This is a genomic window from Brevibacillus brevis (assembly GCF_900637055.1).
Classification (GTDB): Bacteria; Bacillota; Bacilli; order Brevibacillales; family Brevibacillaceae; genus Brevibacillus; species Brevibacillus brevis.
Window position 1 is genome coordinate 4,758,612 of the sequence record NZ_LR134338.1, and the last position, 19,983, is coordinate 4,778,594.

General features: G+C 48.6%; 17 protein-coding genes. 3 read left to right on the plus strand and 14 right to left on the minus strand.

What is annotated here, in order from left to right:
• Positions 1–37: 37 nt before the first annotated feature.
• The gene (gene polA / locus EL268_RS22855; protein WP_106654626.1) at positions 38–2,686 is read right to left on the minus strand and encodes a DNA polymerase I; all 2,649 of its coding nucleotides are present in this window, start codon (positions 2,684–2,686) and stop codon (positions 38–40) included.
• A gap of 110 nt (positions 2,687–2,796) precedes the next feature.
• On the opposite strand from polA, the gene EL268_RS22860 reads away from it, so the two are divergent.
• Positions 2,797–3,609, plus strand: a complete 813-nt coding sequence (locus EL268_RS22860) for a divergent polysaccharide deacetylase family protein (protein WP_106654625.1) — start codon at positions 2,797–2,799, stop codon at positions 3,607–3,609.
• Here the strand turns inward: EL268_RS22860 and EL268_RS22865 are convergent.
• Entirely contained in the window at positions 3,580–4,323 is a 744-nt protein-coding gene (locus EL268_RS22865; RefSeq protein WP_106654624.1) for an N-acetylmuramoyl-L-alanine amidase family protein, read from the minus strand. The two genes, EL268_RS22860 and EL268_RS22865, sit on opposite strands and share 30 nt — an antisense overlap.
• Positions 4,324–4,453: 130 nt before the next feature.
• Here EL268_RS22865 and EL268_RS22870 point away from each other — a divergent pair, with 130 nt between their 5' ends.
• A complete protein-coding gene (locus EL268_RS22870) occupies positions 4,454–5,398 on the plus strand; it encodes a DMT family transporter (RefSeq protein ID WP_106654623.1) in 945 nt (314 codons plus the stop codon).
• Positions 5,361–5,501, plus strand: coding sequence for a hypothetical protein (locus EL268_RS32915; protein ID WP_164724412.1), 141 nt, complete (start codon positions 5,361–5,363; stop codon positions 5,499–5,501). Before EL268_RS22870 ends, EL268_RS32915 begins: the two co-directional genes overlap by 38 nt.
• 60 nt (positions 5,502–5,561) lie before the next feature.
• Here EL268_RS32915 and EL268_RS22875 read toward each other — a convergent pair whose 3' ends face one another.
• The 12 genes from EL268_RS22875 to citZ form a co-directional block, all read right to left on the minus strand.
• Positions 5,562–7,136 carry a DHA2 family efflux MFS transporter permease subunit gene (locus EL268_RS22875; protein ID WP_106654622.1) on the minus strand — a complete coding sequence of 525 codons (1,575 nt, stop codon included), beginning with the start codon at positions 7,134–7,136 and terminating at the stop codon, positions 5,562–5,564.
• A gap of 15 nt (positions 7,137–7,151) precedes the next feature.
• Positions 7,152–8,381 (minus strand): efflux RND transporter periplasmic adaptor subunit, encoded by a 1,230-nt coding sequence (locus EL268_RS22880; protein WP_106654621.1) that lies wholly within the window; start codon positions 8,379–8,381, stop codon positions 7,152–7,154.
• A gap of 6 nt (positions 8,382–8,387) precedes the next feature.
• A complete protein-coding gene (locus tag EL268_RS22885; protein WP_106654620.1) occupies positions 8,388–9,047 on the minus strand; it encodes an HlyD family secretion protein in 660 nt (219 codons plus the stop codon).
• A gap of 9 nt (positions 9,048–9,056) precedes the next feature.
• Complete coding sequence (locus tag EL268_RS22890) at positions 9,057–9,485, minus strand: MarR family winged helix-turn-helix transcriptional regulator (protein ID WP_012685124.1); 429 nt, start codon at positions 9,483–9,485, stop codon at positions 9,057–9,059.
• Between the two features lie 676 nt (positions 9,486–10,161).
• Entirely contained in the window at positions 10,162–11,106 is a 945-nt protein-coding gene (locus EL268_RS22895; protein ID WP_106654038.1) for a VanW family protein, read from the minus strand.
• 92 nt (positions 11,107–11,198) lie between these two features.
• The gene (locus tag EL268_RS22900; RefSeq protein ID WP_106654037.1) at positions 11,199–12,287 is read right to left on the minus strand and encodes a PRK06851 family protein; all 1,089 of its coding nucleotides are present in this window, start codon (positions 12,285–12,287) and stop codon (positions 11,199–11,201) included.
• A gap of 147 nt (positions 12,288–12,434) precedes the next feature.
• Positions 12,435–13,091, minus strand: coding sequence for a phosphate signaling complex protein PhoU (gene phoU / locus EL268_RS22905; protein WP_106654036.1), 657 nt, complete (start codon positions 13,089–13,091; stop codon positions 12,435–12,437).
• Positions 13,092–13,198: 107 nt separating this feature from the next.
• Positions 13,199–14,962: a two-component system histidine kinase PnpS gene (gene pnpS, locus EL268_RS22910; RefSeq protein ID WP_106654035.1), complete on the minus strand. Its 1,764-nt coding sequence runs from the start codon at positions 14,960–14,962 to the stop codon at positions 13,199–13,201.
• Between the two features lie 13 nt (positions 14,963–14,975).
• The gene (locus EL268_RS22915) at positions 14,976–15,671 is read right to left on the minus strand and encodes a response regulator transcription factor (protein WP_007725334.1); all 696 of its coding nucleotides are present in this window, start codon (positions 15,669–15,671) and stop codon (positions 14,976–14,978) included.
• A gap of 431 nt (positions 15,672–16,102) precedes the next feature.
• Complete coding sequence (mdh, locus tag EL268_RS22925; protein ID WP_088906346.1) at positions 16,103–17,041, minus strand: malate dehydrogenase; 939 nt, start codon at positions 17,039–17,041, stop codon at positions 16,103–16,105.
• Between the two features lie 52 nt (positions 17,042–17,093).
• Entirely contained in the window at positions 17,094–18,377 is a 1,284-nt protein-coding gene (icd, locus tag EL268_RS22930) for an NADP-dependent isocitrate dehydrogenase (protein ID WP_106654033.1), read from the minus strand.
• Positions 18,378–18,530: 153 nt separating this feature from the next.
• Positions 18,531–19,643 (minus strand): citrate synthase, encoded by a 1,113-nt coding sequence (gene citZ, locus EL268_RS22935; RefSeq protein ID WP_106654032.1) that lies wholly within the window; start codon positions 19,641–19,643, stop codon positions 18,531–18,533.
• Positions 19,644–19,983: the final 340 nt, after the last annotated feature.

Here is a 19,983-nt window from a genome sequence, read left to right on the forward strand (position 1 = left end):
CTCTCGCTGTCTTTCCATCTTTATGTTCTAGGCATGCCTACTTCGCATCGTACCAGGTACGTCCGTCACTGACGTCCACCTTGAGCGGCACGTTGAGGGACAGCGCACTCTCCATCACTTCTGGCACCAGCTTGCGCATGACCTCCAGCTCATTTTCTGGCACTTCAAATACAAGCTCATCGTGCACCTGCAAAAGCATGCGGCTAGCGAGACCTTTCTCCTCGATTGCCTCTTGCATGCGAATCATCGCCAGCTTGATCACATCGGCAGCAGTACCCTGGATCGGCGTGTTCATTGCGGTACGCTCAGCAAACGAACGCAGGTTGAAGTTGCTGCTGCGAATATCAGGCAGGTAGCGGCGACGGTTCAACAAGGTCGTCACATAACCATCCGCCTTCGCCTGCTGGACGATTTCATCCATCCAGCGCTTCACACCGGAGAAGACATCAAAGTAGCGCTCAATGAAGTCACCGGCTTCTTTGCGGGTAATATTGAGGTTTTGCGACAGACCGTAGTCGCTGATGCCGTATACGATCCCGAAGTTGACCGCTTTGGCCTGACGGCGCATCAGCGAGGTCACTTCTTCCTCACTCACACCAAATACGTCCATGGCGGTGCGGGTATGAATATCCATTCCTTTTTGGAAGGCGTCAATCAAGTTCTCGTCTTGCGAAATGTGGGCCAAAATCCGCAGCTCAATCTGGGAATAGTCGGCCGCCAGCATGTACCAGCCGTCCTCCGACGGGATAAACGCCTCGCGAATCTTGCGTCCTTCTTCCATGCGGATCGGGATGTTTTGCAGATTCGGGTCCGTACTGGACAGTCGCCCTGTCGCCGTAGTTGCCTGGTTGTAAAGCGTATGCACCTTGCTCGTCTTCGTATGGATTTCCTTGGTCAAGCCCTCAATATACGTAGAGCGGAGCTTGCCGAGCTGACGGAAGGTCAGGATCGCATCGATAATCGGATGATACGGGGCGAGCTTCTCCAATACATCTGCACTGGTAGAAGGCCCTGTTTTGGTCTTTTTCAATACAGGCAGAGACAAGCGGTCAAACAAAATCTCACCCAATTGCTTCGGCGAGTTGATGTTGAACTCCCCACCTGCCAACTCGAAAATCTGTTCTGTCAGACCCGCGAGCTTTTTGTCCAAGTCTTCCCCCATTTGCACGAGGCGCTCACTGTTTACCTTCACGCCTTGCTTTTCCATGAGTGCCAGTACCATACTCAGCGGGGCTTCCAATTCTCCTAGCAGCTTTTCCATTTCGTTTTCCGCCAGCTGCTCGCGCAAGACAGGCACGCTCTGCCAGATGGCTGCCGCTTTATGCGCCACATGCTCGCTCAGCACGTCCATTTCAGGAACAAGACGCTTGGCACCCTTGCCGTACACCTCTTCATCTGACAATACCCGTGTCTGTGCGTATTGGGCCGCAATGCTATCCAAAGTCGGGTTGCTCTCAGCCGCATTCAGCAGGTAAGAAGCGAGGTACACATCAAAGCTGATGCCTTTTATCCCCAAATCATGCCAAGCGAGCCCAACCGTGTCTCGCTTGCCGTCAAATACCCACTTTTCCTTCGCCGGATCAGCCAGCCACTCACAGAGCGCCTTCCATTCCTTGGCTACGTCCCACGGAACGAACATCACCGTGTCATCCGCAGCCAGTCCAATCCCAAGGAATGGCGCATGATGATAGTTTTCCCCGTCCATTTCGATGTAAAGAGCCATTGGCGAAGTCAGCTTGGACTCGAACGCTGCTTTGTTTTCCTCTGAAATCCTCTCAAACGAAAACGGCTTGGCGTCTGCTTGTCCGCTTCCATCTGCTGGCTGTGCCACTTTGATCTTCGACAAGAGCGATTTGAACTCCATCTTTTTAAAGAACTCGCTGAGAGGTACACCATCATAGCCTTCATAGCCAGTCTCTTGCACATCCAGCTCCACAGGCGCTTCACGCAAAATGGTTGCCAAGGCTTTGCTCATGTTCGCCTTGTCTACATTCTCACGCAGGTTCTCTTGCAGCTTTTTGCCCGAGACTTTATCGATGTTTTCCAGTACTTGCTCAACAGAGCCATATTCGTGCAGCAGCTTCAGAGCCGTTTTCTCTCCGACACCAGGGACACCTGGAATGTTATCGGACGAATCGCCCATCAAGCCTTTCAGATCAATTATTTGCAGCGGCTTAAGGCCGTATTTTTCGTGAATTTCTTGCGGAGTGTACAACTCGATTTCGCTGACTCCCTTGCGCGTCAAAGCAACGGATACATGCTCGGACACGAGCTGCAGCATATCTTTGTCTCCGGTAATGACAGTCGTTTTCCAAGCTTGCTCATCAGCCTGCTTCGTCAACGTACCGATAATGTCATCCGCCTCGTAGCCTTCCAGCTCGAAACGTTTGATTGAGAAGGCATCCAACAGCTCCCGAATCAGTGGAAACTGTTCAGACAGCTCCGGCGGAGTTTTGCTGCGTCCCCCTTTGTACTCTGCATACTCGCTATGGCGAAACACGACTTTTCCCGCGTCAAAAGCAACCATGATATGCGTTGGCTTCATTTCCTCCAACACTTTTAACAGCATAGTCGTAAAGCCCAGCACTGCGTTCGTATGCAGTCCTGCCGATGTGGACAATAAAGGGAGCGCATAAAACGCCCGGTTCGCAACACTGTTTCCATCAATCAACACAAAATGACTCAAGGAATTCGACCCCTCTCGTTACAAAACTACTATCTTTAATCGTAACATAGGGCAAACAACAAACCAAGCCGTAGATATGGCGGGTAAAGAACAAGCTGATTGAACAGACTATGAAAAAAATGGACAAGGAAGGTGATTCGATGAATTGGAGGAAATCGCTTCCTCTCTTGCTCGCATTATTTCTATCCTTTGGCTCGTTGCCAGTAACGGCGACCCCTAGTGTGGAGCCCAAACCCGCTGAAAAAAAGCTGATCGCATTTGTCATCGATGATTTCGGAAACAACATGCAGGGGACAGAGGAAATTTTATCGATGCCCGTCCCTCTGACAATCGCCGTCATGCCGTTTCTGCCAAGCACGAAGCAGGATGCAGAGCTCGCCCATCAAAAAGGTCATGATGTCATCTTGCATATGCCGATGGAGCCGATGAAAGGAAAACGCTCCTGGCTTGGTCCCGGTGCCATTACGGCTGATCTGTCCGACGAAGAAATTCGCAGTCGCGTCGAGAAAGCGATTGACGATGTGCCTCACGCGATTGGCATGAACAATCATATGGGCTCAAAAATAACGGCTGACGAGCGGATCATGCGCATCATCATGAAAGTGGTCAAAGAACGCGGGCTGATCTATTTGGACAGCAAAACAACCGACAAGAGCGTTGCAGGTAAGGTTGCAGCTGAAATGGGCGTGCCTTTTGCAGAAAATCTCTATTTTCTCGATGATATCTATACGGTCCCCCATATTACGAAGCAAATGGAAAAGATCTGCCAAAGAATCGGAAACCATCCGATCTGCATCGCAATTGGTCATGTTGGACCTCCTGGCAAGAAAACAGCCTCCGTTCTGCGCCAGTACATCCCGCGAATTCAGAAGGAGGCCGAATTTGTAACCATTTCAAAGCTTATCCAGCAAACTGCCCATTAATTTTCGCCACCAGCTCTCCTCAACGCTCGCCTCCGTTTGCTTATTTCCCGACAACTTTACGTATTCGCTCACGGCTTCTGTAATGGCCTGAGCGATTTTTTCTTGTGATTTGGGATTCGTTAACATTTCGCGGTCCTGCGCGTTGCTGATAAAGCCCATCTCCACGATGACAGACGGACAGTAGTTATGACGGAGCATGTAGTACGTCTTTCCCCGGACTGGCTTTTCGTTGGTTCCTGTAAGCTTGTTCAGCGAGTTTTGCAGCAGCTCTGCCAACAGGTAGCTCTCTTCTGTGTTTTGATGCAAAATAATCGCGCCCCTGCGCCTTGGACTGGGCGACCAGTTTACATGCAAGCTGAGCATCATCTGTGGACCGATTTCTTTTGCCAAGTTTTTGCGCTGTGCCAAGTCTCGTATATGCCGCGATCGGTTGTCCAACCAACGATTGTCATCACTCAGGGCAACATCCTTGTTCCGATTCAAAGCCACCGTGTATCCGGCTGCTGTCAATTGCTGATACAGTCGTTTGGCAATTTGCAGATTGATGTCTTTTTCGTGTAAATCCCCATAAGAAGTACCCGAATCTACCCCTCCATGGCCAACATCAATCAAAATATGAAACGAGGTGAGCGGCAAGGCCTCGCTTCGCGTCGGGATACAAATGAGGATAAGCATGAAAGCAGCGATACGGAAAATAGCCAGTAAGTTTCTCATGCCAGTAGGATAACCGGATTGAAAAGAAACCTTTCAAAGGACCGGGTACACATAACATTGTGAATTTTTTAATCCAACTGTACAATTACAATAATGAAATATGACCTTACCTGCATAAGAAGGTGTACAAATGAATCAATCTTTGGAAAAACCGTTATTCCCCCCGTATTTGGCTCTCTTAATCGGGGTGATCGCCATTTCCTCTTCTGCGATCTTTGTAAAGCTATCGGATGCGCCTGCTCCGATTATCGCTACGTATCGCCTGATTTTTTCCGTTCTCTTAACGCTTCCTTTTTTATTCTGGAATCGTGGCGCCCTTGCAGAGATTGGAAAAATGTCCAAAAAAGTGTGGCTACTCTGTATTTTATCCGGAGCCTTTTTGGCAAGCCACTTTCTGTTGTGGTTTGAATCGCTGAACTACACGTCTGTTGCCAGTTCTACTGTGCTCGTTACCTTGCAGCCCTTATTTGCATTCATCGGCGGTTATTTCTTTTTTGGTGAAAAAGTTCGATTTCTGGCTCTATCTGGCGGCTTGCTGGCGATTGCGGGAAGCTTCGTGATTGGCTGGGGAGATTTTCAAGTAGGCGGCATGGCTTTATGGGGAGATTTCCTCGCATTGATGGGAGCAGTTACTGTGACGGGCTACTGGCTGGTCGGGCAGTACGTTCGCCAGCATATGTCCTCTTTTGCCTACACAATTGTCGTTTATACGGCCACCAGCGTGATTCTGGTCGCCTATGATCTGGCTCTCGGGTATTCGCTCGTCGGTTACCCTGCGGCGGATTGGGGCTGGTTCTTCTGTCTCGCCCTGTTCCCGACCTTACTTGGACATTCTATTTTTAACTGGATTATTAAATGGCTCAATACGACGACGATATCCATGGGGATTTTGGGAGAACCGATCGGGACTGCGATTCTCGCTTACTTCATCTTGGGTGAAGTGGTAACGCCTCCGCAATGGATTGGCGGCTTGATCATTATCGCAGGCATTTATGTGTTCATTCGTTTTAACCAACCTGCTAAAGGAGTGTCCTCCATTGAACAAGCAACCGGAGAACCGAAAAAGCTTGCGTGAATTCGTCAAGGGACTGAACATTTGGGCGAAGATTGGCTGGACAATTCTTCTTGGCTACATCGTAGGACGGATTTTGTACTGGTTATTTAAAATAATGACCTAACAGCAAAAGGGGCAATTCCAAAGAAGTCTTCGATAAGACTTGCGGAATTGCCCCTTGCTATTAGGCTGTCGCCTTCTCGGTTGCGGGTATCTCTTGCTTTTTTTTCGGCTTTTTATGCAGGAAGTACAGAAGTGGAATCGAGAGGACAATAGGAATAACGGAAACGAGGAAAGTATCCCCGATACCTTGGACCAACGATTCTTTTGCCATCATTCCGTACAAAATCGTGCTGGCTCCCCCAGTCGCACTCGCCGCATCTACCCCTACTTGTGCATACATTCCGGAAATGCCACTGATAAACGGCATCGCCATATCCGTATTCAAGTTTTCAGAGATTGAAGCCATGTGAAAATTTTGACGCGCCTGCATGATCACGGTCAAAATCGCAATGGCAAACGAGCTCATAACCTGACGCAAGACGTTGGACAGCGGAGAAGCATCCCCCACACTTGCACGCGGAACAGCGTTCATCCCTACCGTAGACAGCGTCATCATACACAATCCGATCCCAATCCCGCGAATGGTCAAGATCATATCGATCCACGAGTGCATGCTGTCAGCAGATAGATTGTGCAGTTCATACGTCGTGACGCTCATGATGGTCAAGCCGATCAACCCGATCGGTCCGATCCCGTATTTATCCATCAGCTTTCCGCTGATTGGCATCATGATCGCCATGGCAATCGATTGCGGCATCAGCAGGATTCCAGACTCCATCGCCGTCAATCCCTGAATGTTCTGGAGGAAAATCGGCATCAGGAAGATACCGCCCATCATCCCCATCATGACGAAGCCAGAAGTCAAAATGCTGATAGTAAAGGTAGGAATCTTCAAAAGCCGCAAATCGAGCAGCGGACTTTCCTTCCCCAGCTCGACCCAAACAAACAGGATCAAGCTCATCACGGCAATGAAAAACAGACTGACGATGAAAAAGGAGGTCCAACCCTCTGCTTGCCCTTTACTTAAGGCGAGCAGCAGCGTCCCGAAACCGACGATAGCGAGAAATGCTCCCATAAAGTCGAACTTCAGCTCTGGCTTTTTCGGCGTTTCCTTGAGCAGAACGATACTCATGATCACCGCAAAAATACCAAAGGGTACACCGACCAGAAAAAGAAATTGCCAGCTTAAAAATTCGATGAGATATCCACCTAATGTCGGGCCCAGCGCAGGGGCTGTCATGGAAGCAATCCCGAATATCCCCAATGCCATGCCGATCTTTTCACGCGGAACAATCATGTAAATCATCGACATCCCGATTGGCATGATCATCCCCCCGCTGACACCTTGCACGACGCGAAAGGCAATCAACGAAGAGTCACTCCACGCCAAAGCACAAAGGATAGACGAAAAAGTAAACGCGGATAAGGAGAATACAAATATTTTTTTCGCCCCGAATTTGGCGGACAACGAGCCGCTCATCGGAATCATGACGGCGTTTGCCAGCATATATCCGGTCAATACCCACTGCATGGTCTCTGTGGTCGAACCAAAAATATTGACCATGGCTGGCAGGGCAACGTTAATTAAACTATTGTTCAGAATCGCAACGAAGGTTCCTGAGAGGATTGCGAGAAGAGACAGCCACATGCCGCCGTTCCCGCTTTTCTCCTCTCGGTGTGCCACCGCTTCCGCCATGTGTCATCACCCCCGTTAGTTTGCGATCACCTTGCTGCCCTCGGACAATTTGTCTGTCGGGTTCAGCACAATTTGATCATTGTCTTTGACGCCATTCGTGACAGTTGTCCATTCGCCGCTTGCGTTCTCTACCGCAACTTCCACCTGGTGTACAACGTTGTCGTCTACGGTATAGACGTAATGCTTGCTGTCCTTTTCCAGCACGGCTGAAGTCGGCAATTTTGTTCCTGGCGTTGCCTGACCTTGGAGCATGACCTCTGCTACCATACCTGCGCGCAGCAAGCCGTCCTTATTATTTACTTTCACTTTGACTGGGAAAGAACTGCTGTTGGCATCCGAAATCGGAGAGACAAACTCAACGGTACCTTTCAGCACTTTGCCCCCCAGACTGCCTACCTTCACATCAACGGTAGAGCCGACCTTCACTTGGTTGATTTGGTTTTCCGGTACGCTTGCTTCTACTTTGACATCTGCCATATTCACAAGCACCATGAGAGGCGTCCCCGCTGCTGCCATTTCTCCCGGATCAACCGAGCGCTTGGCGACGATACCTGTGATTGGCGCACGAATAATGGTATTGTCATAATTGCTTTTCGCCAGCTCCAGATTGGAGCCCAAACGGCTTACTTCTGCTTGCAGAGCCGCTACCGTGTCAGCAGTTGGGCCTGCTTTTGCCAGATCGTATTGGGCTTGCGCCTGTTCAAGACCTGTGCGTGCTTTTTCCAAATCCAACGAAGATTTCTCCAACTCCGCTTGGGACAATGCCCCTGCATCAAACAATGCTTTCATTCGATTGTAATTGCTCTCGACCACCTTCAGGCTGGCTTCTGCCTGCGTGACAATACTTGCAAGCTGCGTCAGTTGCTCATTGCGCGCACCTGCTTTAGTATCTCTCAGCTTTGCCTGAGCGCCTGCAATGGCTGCCTGTGCCTGGTTGATCTGCTGCTGATAATCGGCTGCCTCCAGCTTGACCAGAACATCGCCTTGCTTGACGATTGCGCCTTCTTTTGCATTCACGCTCGCTGCTTTTCCAGATACTTTAGAAACGACTTGGATCTCCTCAGATGCTGCCACCTTACCATTGGCGATGACACCCGTAGAGGCAGAGGTCACCTTCCACGTCTTCACGACAGGGACGTTCTCGCTCGTTTGCGATGCAGAAGATGTCTCGCTACAGCCCGCCGTAATCAGCGAAACGGCCGCCATGACTGCAGCGATTGTTTTCCATTGTGCTGTCTTTTTCATGCTTGATTACATCTCCTTCACGTGCACTTTGATCTCGGCATTCAATCCGGCAACGAGGTCCAGACCGGCTGTGTCATCTATGGCGATTTTGATCGGAATACGCTGGGTTACCTTGGTGAAGTTCCCGCTCGTATTGGTCGCTGGCATCAAGGAAAATGTAGAATTCGTCGCTTTTCCGATCTCCATCAAATGACCGCCCAATTTCTTACCTGGGTAAGCGTCAAGCGTAAAATCGACTTTTTGGCCGAGTTTCAACCGTTCGATCTCAGTCTCTTCCAAATTGGCGGAGATGTACAATTTGCTTTCGTCAATTACGAGAGCTACCGATTGCCCTGTCGAAACAATCTCTCCCTCTTTTGCTTGCGTTTTAATCACGGTACCTGTAATGGGGGAGCGCAACACGCTGTTTTCCAGCATCGTCGTTGCTACGTTAGTTGTATCCTGCTGTCCTACGATTTGATCCGCTATAACGGTGTCGCCTTCTTTGACAGCGAGTCCGGTCAGTTTGCCTGTCATTTTTGGCATAACGCGATAAATGTCTCCCGTAATCCGGGCATCTTGTGTGGTCACATAATGCGCACCTTGATACCAATAGTAGTAACCGATTCCTCCACCACCTGCCACGAACAGGAGCAAAATGACATACAAAACCAGTTTTCGCTTCATGGTTTCTCCTCAACTTTCTCGTTCTTCTAGTTTCGCAATCAATGTTTCCATCGACTGAATAATGATGTCTAAATCCTCATCGGAAAATCCATGGAAAATACGCTTGTAAAAGTTCTCTGAGAAAAAATCAACCTTTGCGAACAGCTCGGAAATCTTCGGTGTTTTACGAATCCAGACAACACGCCGGTCATTCTCATCACGTACACGTTCTACGAGTTGTTCACGTTCCAAACGATCAATGATGCCAGAAACGGTGCTGTACGATAAGTCTACGGCTTTGCTTATCTGACCGATCGTTTTGGGATCAGGATGTATTTCTCGAATGACCATTAGCTGCGGGACAGTCACACCATATTGGGACAGTTCTTTTGTGGCCATCGTGCCAAATGTCTTGTTCAACCGTTTTAACAAGTCCCGAATATGCAGTGATTTATTCATAGCGCACTCCTTTCTTAAGTAATATTTCGTGTACGAAATTTATCACATGAAAACTATACGATGTTTTTCTTTCCGTGGCAACTATTTCTTTAGGTTAAACTTTAACTAGGCAACCTTTTAAGAGCGTGCGTTAAGTCGGGCTGTCGTGCTGGGGCGGAAACAGGAGAAAACGCTCCAGCTTCTAGGGCCACCCGCTGTGGGATTGACTGCCCGACTCCATGCAAAAAGCGAAACCGCGTCCAAAGTGGTCCATTCAGGATGTGTTTCAGAGGTGGACGCTTAAAGTCGTGTTTCGCTTTTTGCATTCCGTCTCGGTCGGCGTCCCTAAGATCTTCGCTTATTTCTCCTGTTTCCTCTACGAGCTTTCCGTGTTAAACGGGTTTTAAAAGCCTTAAAAGAATGAAGAATGTAGTCAGTTACGCTAGAGAAGAATATTTCCAGACGTAGCGACTTGGGGAGTCCTACCGAGCGGAGAAGGGATTTGCGGGCAAAAGAAACGCAACGTGCCCCTACGTCGAAGCGGCTACCACTTTTGCGTTTCCCCGCAAATCCCTTCGGAGCGGACAGTCTTAGCCCTCAGCAGGACGGAGCCTGGAGCCTAGACTGGAAATATTCTTCTCCTCACCGCAGCCTCATATCCAAGACGCAAAAAAAAACCGACACCCCCAACTTATCTCTAAGGGCTTGCCGGCTCATTTTCATTCAAAATAGATGGAGCATCCGGTGCTTCCTCAGGAGTCGTGCGGCGCACGCTTGGTACATTTCTTGGCTCATGCTCAATTTCTGGAAAAGAGTGAACCGTCACGTACATGCTTCCGTTACTCGCGATCGCACGGATCAAGACAGGATAGGCGTATTTGTTTTGAAACACAAAATCAGGGCCGTACCAGCTCACTGTTGCATCGCGGCCAGGTGGTACGTAGGCTACGTTTCGACTGTGGGAATAGCGTTGCATAATATGCAGACCTGCCTTGTCTACTGCATTGAACAAGGTAGACGATACTTGGCAAATTCCTCCCCCGATGCCTTCCGACAGCTCTCCCCTGACAATAATGGGCGCCTGCAAATACCCTTTTTCTTTTGTACGCTTGCCCACGACCTTATTAAAAGAAAAGATTTCTCCTGGCAATACCACGTAATTGTTAATCGCCTGCGCGGCGAGCTTGATGTTGTGTACACGATTTCGGTTGCCTGCATTGAAATAGGTCGCATATTGTCCGATCCTTTTTTTCCGAACCTGACTGATAAGAGCTTTGTCTACCTTCGGGAATACCTCTTTGTAGCTGACATTCATGCTTGCGGCTCCCGCACCGTAAAAATAATCGTAGAACCGTGTGCGAAATGCCAGGTCATCTAACCTTCTTCCCTTGGTTTCTGGAACAATGGCCCCTGCGTTATTTATCGTCGCATTGATGGGCTCGATGTACGCTTTTTTCGCCAACTCTTCCACCATTCGCGCAAGCTTGCTTTCATCGACCAAAGGAACACCATCAAAGGGAAGAGAATAATCAGCCCGATTGAGAATAGCTACCGTCTTGTCCTCCATCTCTATCTGTAAAAAATTCGTTGGGTCGAGGGGATTGATTAACAGTAACAGAGCCAACGTCATAGCAAAACCCATCCGGCTGCTCACCTCCATTCTCCAACAACGATCATCTTCCGTTATTGTAGTATGAGCAGTCGAACGGGTTTCATTCCACGACTTGAATACGATTAGCTCATCTTCGTCAGTCTGCTGACAATTGCTTGCGTAACTGCCTTGAGACGCTGCTGATCGACCGCTTCCTGGTAAGCATTGTTCAACTGGTCGCGCAGCTCTTTGGCAGCGAGAAGATTCGCCGTTGCTTCTTTCACTTTTTGCTTATATCTTACCTGAATATCCATTAATTCTTCTTCATATACCTCATCTGTGCCAGGTTCAATTGCCCGTTCATACATATCGATAACCTCATCTGTAACTTTACTTGGAAAATACTCATGAGGTGCGGTGCTGTCAAAAATAGCGAGGCCCTTCTCAGGAACAATGACCATATCAAGGCTGTGCGGGTCTAGTCCACAGTGGTACACTTCTACGTCAAAGCCGCGTGTTTTGGCTTCCTCCACCAACTTTTTCAGCATAGTGGACTTGCCAGAGCCTGGTCTGCCCTTGATAAAGTAACGCTTCTCCAAATGGTCGGTCAGCTTCATGATATGATCTACGGGCCCCTGTGGCGTCGCTGCCCCCAAATACATACGCCGTACCTTTGCTTTCTTTTCCAGTTGCTCCTCTCCGAAGAACAAGGCTTTTACTTCTTCCGTGACGCTATTGGCTTCTTCTCTGTTGAGGTGCTCAATGTAGGGAGCCTCCCACTCATCGTGGATGCGCAGCGCCTCGCCAAAAGCTTGATATGCCTCTTCACTCTTCCTAAAAATCTCTTCGTACCAACTGGCAATCTGGTCTTTGTAATCCACCAGCTGATCAACGTTTACCATCGACTGCAAATTGACCTGAATTTCCTTTACACCCGGAGAAGCGGGTCTCCAAATCCGGGGATAGCTTCCATCCATGATCGCCACTTTATACTTGGGAAAAATAACACCATCAAACTGCCCATTCACAAAAGGCGAATGAATCCACTCCACTTCATCTGTCTCTCGTGCTATTTGATTGCCAATCGCCTCTATGAGCGGTGAGGTAATTCCTTCCACTGTCCCTGTCAAAATATAGACGCGCTCCAATCCTTCCAATACGGAGTCATAAAACGTCTTGTATCCTCGCGCAGTATTCCCTGCGGCATATATATGGCGGACTTTTGTGGCCATAGCCTTTCCCTCCTGTACTTCTTCTAGCTGCCATTGAATCGATGTATTGTATGCACAAAAGGGAGAATAGGCGTCTGTCTACAACCGTGAAAAAAACCGCTGTCAGCTAATATTCATAGCTCACAGCGGCTCTTTGCCATTCGGGTATTATTTATTCAAATCCGTCATTTTACCAGTAGACATATAAATAATCCATTCGCAGATGTTCGTAACATGATCGGCAATCCGTTCCAAATATTGCGCGACCAAGAGCAAATGCGTTCCTTGCGAAATGGCCTGACTGTTTTTCGTCATCAATTCAATCAGATCATGGAAAATCGTGGAGTACAGTTTATCAACAATGTCGTCGCGTGCGGCAATCTCTTCAGCCGCATCTTTGTTGCGTGCAATATACGCATTTAAGCAATCGCGCACCATAGCCTTGACGTGATCAGCCATCATCGGAATATCGATGAGGGGTTTCACGTACGGGTCCGCCATCAAGCGTCGGGTCGTCTTGGCAATGGAAACGGCATGATCACCCATTCGCTCCAAATCCGTCACCAGCTTCAACATGGTTCCCAAGCGTCGCAAGTCACCTCCGACTGGCTGCTGCAGTGCAATGAGACGGAAGCAATCGCTCTGTATTTCTTGCTCCAGCTCATTGATCACAGGATCGCTTGCGATAACCTGTTCAGCCAGTTCAACATCCCGCTCAACCAGACTCTTAATGGATTTATGAATGGCTTCTTCCACCAATGTGCCCATCGTCATGAGCTTGCGGTGCAGTACATCCTGCTGTTCTTCAAAAGCGTGCCGTGACATTTCCCTCTTCCCCCTTCTTTTGTCTGACATGTCAAATGGTACAAGGCGATTGTATTGTAGAAGTAAAGCTACTATTTTGTTTGTGTAAATGTTTTTGCAGTTGTTTTTTAGGTAAGGGGAAGTGTAACTGTGAAGGTTGTCCCTCTTCCTTCCTTGCTCTCCACGCTGATATGTCCGTGCAAATTTTCCACGAGATGCTTCACAATGGCGAGGCCCAGACCTGTTCCACCTGAATCGCGGCTGCGCGCCTTGTCTACACGATAAAACCGCTCAAAAATACGGGTGAGTTCCTTTTCCGGAATGCCGATCCCGGTATCCATGACTTGAATGGTGATGTTTTCGTTGTCTGCTTCTGTCTTGACGTTGATTTTTCCACCTTCGGGCGTATAGGCGATCGCATTCGTCAACAAATTCAAGATGATCTGCTGCAAGCAATCCTTATCCGTCATCAGCCAAATATCTGGCTTCGGTGAAGGGAGCGTGATCGTCAATTCCTTGCGCTGTGCCTGGTCATGCATGATGGCAACTGCCGAACTGACCAAATCTTGCAAGTGAACCTTACTCAGATGCAATGGGATTCGCTTCTGCTCGATTTTGGACAGGTCCAAAATATCGCGGATCATTCGGTAGAGCCGCTCGCTCTCATCCGAGATGATTTGCAGGAAGTTGCGACATGTTTCCTCGTCCTGCATCGCCCCTTCAAGCAAGGTCTCCGTGAAGCCCTTGATCGAGGTAATCGGCGTGCGCAGCTCATGCGATACGTTAGCTACGAAGTCACTGCGCATCTTCTCCAAGCGGCGAATGTCGGTGATGTCATGCAGCACCACGACCACACCCCTCGACTCCCCCTTGAAGTTAATATAGGGAGCAAAATTCACGTCAAGGATGCGTTCCTGCGGGTAATAGATGTGCACCTCTTGACGGAATTTCTCGCTTCTGTCGAGGCACCTGTCGATATATTGGCTGAGCCCAAAGCTCTTGCCTGCCTCGATATGCAGCTTCCCTACGATCTCATGTCCAGCGGTCCCCAACAGCTTTTCAACGGCTGGATTGACCAGCATGATCCGACGTTGCTCTGAAATGAAGATCACGCCACTCGTCATATTGGTCAGTACCCCTGCCAGGCGCTGCTGATTCTCCGAGATTTCGTACATCTGCTGCTCCAGGCTTGATGCCATGAAGTTGATCGCGCCTGCAAGCTGACCGATCTCATCCTTTGCTTTGATTCTCACACGGCTCTCGTATTGGCGCTGTGTAATGTTGCGGGCTACCCGGGTGATCTCCTCGATCGGACGAATAATGGAAAAGGAAATGCGGGAAACGACAATCGATCCGACTACCAAAGTAACCAATAAACCGGTGAGCAAGCTGTACCACATTTTGTGGATCGTATCGGTAATATCTTTCATCGACATCGCTGAACGAACGACACCGAATATTTCGTTGTTCAGTTCAACAGGTACTGCAACGTACATCATGTCATAGCCGAGCGTCTCACTGAAACGACGGGAAATCCCTGTTTCTCCTTTTAACGCTGCCATCATCTCCGGTCGGTCATAGTGGTTTTCCATCTCTTCCGGGTGGGAGGAGTTGTCGTACATCACCTGACCATCCTTGTTGATAATGGTGATCCGTACTTCATCCGTTGGCGCTACTTGTGTGACCCGATCCGCTAACGTCGCCTTATCGGTAAAGACATTCGGGAAACGGACCGCCTGAGAGATGAGCTTCGACTCGCGAGACAATAGCTCATTCAGTGATTGGAGGTACGAATTCTCCAGCACTTTGGCAAAATACATCCCCATCACCAATAGTACGAGGGAGATTAAACCCAAAATAGTCAAAGTGAGTTTGATTCGAAAGCGAGTCAAGGTAAATCCTCCGTTATCCTTCCAGTTTGTATCCTAATCCGCGAACTGTTTTGATGTATTTCGGGTTCTTCGTGTCATCCTCAAGCTTTTCGCGCAAATGGCTGACATGCACGTCCACGATTCGAGAGTCCCCGATGAAATCGTAGTTCCAAACAGCGTTCAACAATTGATCACGCGTCAGTACACGCCCTTGGTGACTCGCTAAATAGTTAAGCAGCTCGAATTCCTTTGGCGTCAGCTCAACTTTGACGTCTTTACAGAACACCTCGTACTTCTCCGGGTAGATGCGAATATCCCCAAATTGGAGCAACACTTCTTGAGGCGCTGTAGTCGCTTCTGGTGTGTTCTGAAACCGCCGCAGAATGGCTTTCACACGGGCAATGACTTCTCTCGGGCTAAACGGCTTTGTCAAATAATCATCGGCACCAAGCTCAAGCCCCAAAATCTTGTCGAGCTCATCATCTTTCGCTGTAAGCATCAAGATCGGCGTATTATTGCGTTCCTGGCGCAAGGTTTTGCATACGTCCATTCCATCCATCTTGGGAAGCATCAAATCAAGAATAATAAAATCAGGCTGCTCGCTCTTCACCATTTCCAAGGCCTGTTTCCCGTCAAAAGCAGTTACGACCTGAAATCCTGATTTTTCAAGATTAAATTGCAATAGCTTAACAATGGAAGCTTCGTCATCCACTACCAATACTTTAATCATCTGTCTGTTTCCCCCTAGCGTTGCAATGCTTGCGCTCGATTTTCTAACCTACGTCCCCTGAAAAATACTTCTCTCTACAATACTCAGTCTGCCAATGCTCATTGCGGAAAACAAGTAATTTTTTTGTAAAGACATGCTGTTGGGCACATAGAACATAGTTGCTTGGCAATAGTATTCCTCTTTTAGGTAAAGGTATCTACTTTAAAAATCCTTGTTGTCTTCTGGCTGTTGTGGTCGGGTGAAGCCCTGCCACATGTTTTCCAGTCGCCTGTTTGAAGCGCTCCCGCCATTTATTCCGAAGCGGACAGTCAATCCCCCTTGCGGGGCGGAGGCCGAAGCGCAGACTGGAAATTCGCTTCTTCCCCCCACTAGAGCCACTTTGACAAGAAAAAGACGCCTTCCCAAAGAAAGGCGTCTTACATGTATTGATCTTATTTCAAAACAGCCATTACGCTGCGTACGGAGTCAGCAGATTTGTCGAGCGCTGCTTTCTCTTCGGCAGTCAGATCCAATTCGATCACTTTTTCGATCCCGTTTGCGCCGAGCAGAGTCGGTACACCCAGGTAGAGATCGTTGTAGCCGTACTCTCCTTGCAGAAGAGCGATGGATGGCAGAATGCGTTTTTTGTCCTTGATGATGGCTTCAGCCATTTGTACCAAGGAAGCCGCAGGTGCATAGTAAGCGGAACCGTTCCCCAGCAGGTTTACGATCTCGCCGCCGCCCTTGCGGGTACGCTCTACGATCGCATCCAGACGGTCTTTCGGGATTAATTTTTCCAATGGGATACCACCAGCATAAGAGTAGCGAACCAATGGAACCATGTCATCACCGTGACCACCCAAAACGAAACCCGTTACGTCTTCTACAGATACGTTCAACTCCATAGCCACGAAGGTACGGAAACGAGCTGTATCCAGAACGCCGGATTGACCGATTACGCGCTCTTTTGGAAAGCCGGACGTTTTGAAGAAGGTGTACGTCATCGCATCAACTGGGTTGGACAGTACGAGCACGATAGAGTTAGGTGCATATGTTTTTACTTGCTCTGCAACAGATTTCATAATACCAGCATTGGTGTTAACCAGGTCATCGCGGGACATGCCAGGCTTGCGGGCAATACCTGCTGTGATGATGACGAGATCAGCATCTTTGATGTCTTCATAGTTCGCAGTACCTGTGATGTTTGCATCAAAGCCTAATACTGGCGAGGATTCCATCATATCGAGCGCTTTACCTTTTGTTGGGTTTTCCAGTTGCGGAATGTCAACCAATACTACGTCGCCCAGCTCTTTTTGCCCCAAAATGAATGCAGTTGTTGCACCAGTGAAGCCACTACCGATAACAGCGATTTTTTTACGGTTGAATGCCATGAACTATTCCCCTCCAAAAATGTAAGTGTAAAAATTTGTACCCAAATCTATCTTACATGTTTTGAATCAGAGCGTCAGCAAACTCGGAGCATTTCAGTTCTTGTGCGCCTTCCATCAGACGAGCGAAATCGTATGTTACAGTTTTCGCGGAGATGGTTTTTTCCATGGAGTTGATGATCAAATCAGCTGCTTCGTTCCAGCCCAGGTGACGCAGCATCATTTCTCCGGACAGGATCACGGAGGATGGGTTTACTTTGTCCAGACCAGCGTATTTCGGAGCTGTACCATGAGTTGCTTCGAAGATCGCATGACCAGTCAGGTAGTTAACGTTTGCACCTGGAGCGATACCGATACCGCCTACTTGTGCAGCCAGAGCGTCGGAGATGTAGTCACCATTCAGGTTGAGGGTTGCTACTACATCGTACTCAGCTGGACGAGTCAGGATTTGTTGCAGGAACGCGTCAGCGATAACATCTTTTACGATGATTTTGCCAGCTGCTTCTGCTTCTTTTTGAGCTTTGTCAGCGTCGCCGCCTTCAGCTTTGATGCGATCGTATTGTGCCCAAGTGAATACTTTGTCGCCGTATTCTGCTTCAGCCACTGCATATCCCCAAGTTTTGAACGCACCTTCCGTAAACTTCATGATGTTACCTTTGTGTACGAGGGTAACAGATTTGCGGTTGTTGTCGATCGCGTAGTTGATCGCTGCACGAACCAGACGCTCTGTACCGTCTTTGGAAACAGGCTTGATACCGATACCAGAAGTTTCTGGGAAGCGGATTTTCTTGACGCCCATTTCGTTTTGCAGGAAGTCGATTACTTTTTTCACTTCTGGAGTACCTTCAGCCCACTCTACACCAGCGTAGATGTCTTCAGTGTTCTCGCGGAAGATTACCATATCAGTCAATTCAGGTTGTTTCACTGGAGATGGAACGCCATCGAAGTATTGAACAGGACGTACGCAAGCATACAGATCCAGCTCTTGACGCAGTGCTACGTTGATAGAACGGATACCGCCGCCTACTGGTGTAGTCAGAGGACCTTTGATTGCGATCAGGTATTCACGAACAGCAGTCAGCGTATCTTCTGGCAGCCACTCGCTGTATTGGTTGAAGGATTTTTCACCTGCGAATACTTCGAACCAAGCGATTTTCTTCTCGCCTTTGTAAGCTTTTTCTACAGCTGCATCCAGAACGCGAACGGAAGCTTTCCAAATGTCAGGGCCAGTACCGTCACCCTCGATGAAAGGAATGATCGGATTGTTTGGAACTACCAGTTTACCGTTATCCACAGTAATTTTTTCGCCTACAGTTGGTTGCGTCAGGTTTTTAAACACAAAAAATCCCTCCAGTGTTATATATATTTGGTGATTATGAATATTTCCAGACGTAGGAGAACTACCACTCACTTGTGGTAGTTCTCAAGCTTGCGCTCAGGAGCGATCAGCTTGGCTGACCACCTGCCCTCCACGCTCGAAAATAGCGAATTCTTAGCGGCGGTCAATTGGAACGTAGTGTTGGTTGACCGGACCGGTGTAATCCGCGCGAGGACGGATCAGACGATTATTTTCATACTGTTCCATGACATGTGCTGTCCAACCGGACATACGGCTGATAGCAAAGATCGGTGTGAACAGGTCCGTTTCGAGGCCGAGAGAAATGTAAACAGATGCGGAGTAGAAGTCAACGTTTGGCTTCAATCCTTTTTCACCGGAAATCATTTCATCGATCTTCACAGACATCTCAAACAGCTCAGGGCGACCGATTTGGGCGGTCAGTGCTTTGGACATTTCTTTCAGCCATTTCGCACGTGGGTCACCGTCTTTGTATACACGGTGTCCGAAGCCCATGATTTTTTCCTTGTTATCCAGCTTGGTGCGGATGTAGGATTCTACGTTAGCCATACCGCCAATTTCGTTAAGCATCTTCGCTACTGCTTCATTGGCGCCGCCATGCAGAGGGCCTTTGAGCGTACCGATTGCAGACACGATACCGGAATAAATATCAGTCAAGGTCGCAACAGTTACGCGAGCAGAGAATGTAGATGCATTAAACTCATGGTCAGCATGCAGGATCAGAGCAACGTCAAACGCTTTTACTGCCGTTTCTGTTGGCTCTTGGCCTGTGAGCATGTAGAGGAAGTTTTGTGCAATCGTGAAATCTGCACGTGGAGCTACTGGCTCCAGACCTTTACGCATACGCTCGTAAGCAGCGATCAAGGTAGGAGTTTGTGCCATCAGACGGATAGATTTCCGATAGTTGGCTTCTGGAGACATATCTTGCGCTTCTGTGTCGTAGAGCGCTAGCGAAGAGACAGCTGTGCGCAACGCCGCCATTGGGTGCACGCCTTTTGGATAGTGGCGAATGCTTTCCAGCACTTCTTGAGCCACTGCTGCATTTTCACCCAATTGTTTTTTCAAAGCGTCTAGCTGATCACGCTTCGGTAACGCTCCATGCCAGAGCAAATATACAACCTCTTCAAAAGTTGCATGTTCTGCCAGCTCATCGATGTTGATCCCGCCATAGCAAAGAACCCCATCGACGATCGAACAGATGGATGATTGAGCGGCAACAACGCCTTCAAGTCCACGAGTAGTTGTCATAGAACTCCCTCTCCTTTTCCACTCAAGTAGTAGTACTTATCTAGTCTTCGCTTGTCCGCCATGACTGATAAACGACCTGATCCCGTTCAAAAAGGCGACTTTTTGAACAACCTATCTATGAAATTATAAGCAGCGGTTTCTTTCATCCACCACTCTTGACAGGGAATGTATCCACGCAAATCCTCACAAGGCCATACATGAAAATGACGCTCGTGAAAGGGGAGAGGCGAGAGAAAAGAATCCACTAAGACGACCCAATTATAAAAGATTATTGCGATTTTGTGAATAAGGTTGGCGAAAAAATGTTTCGAAGGGTGAAACGGAGTTTTGTTTTTTCGCG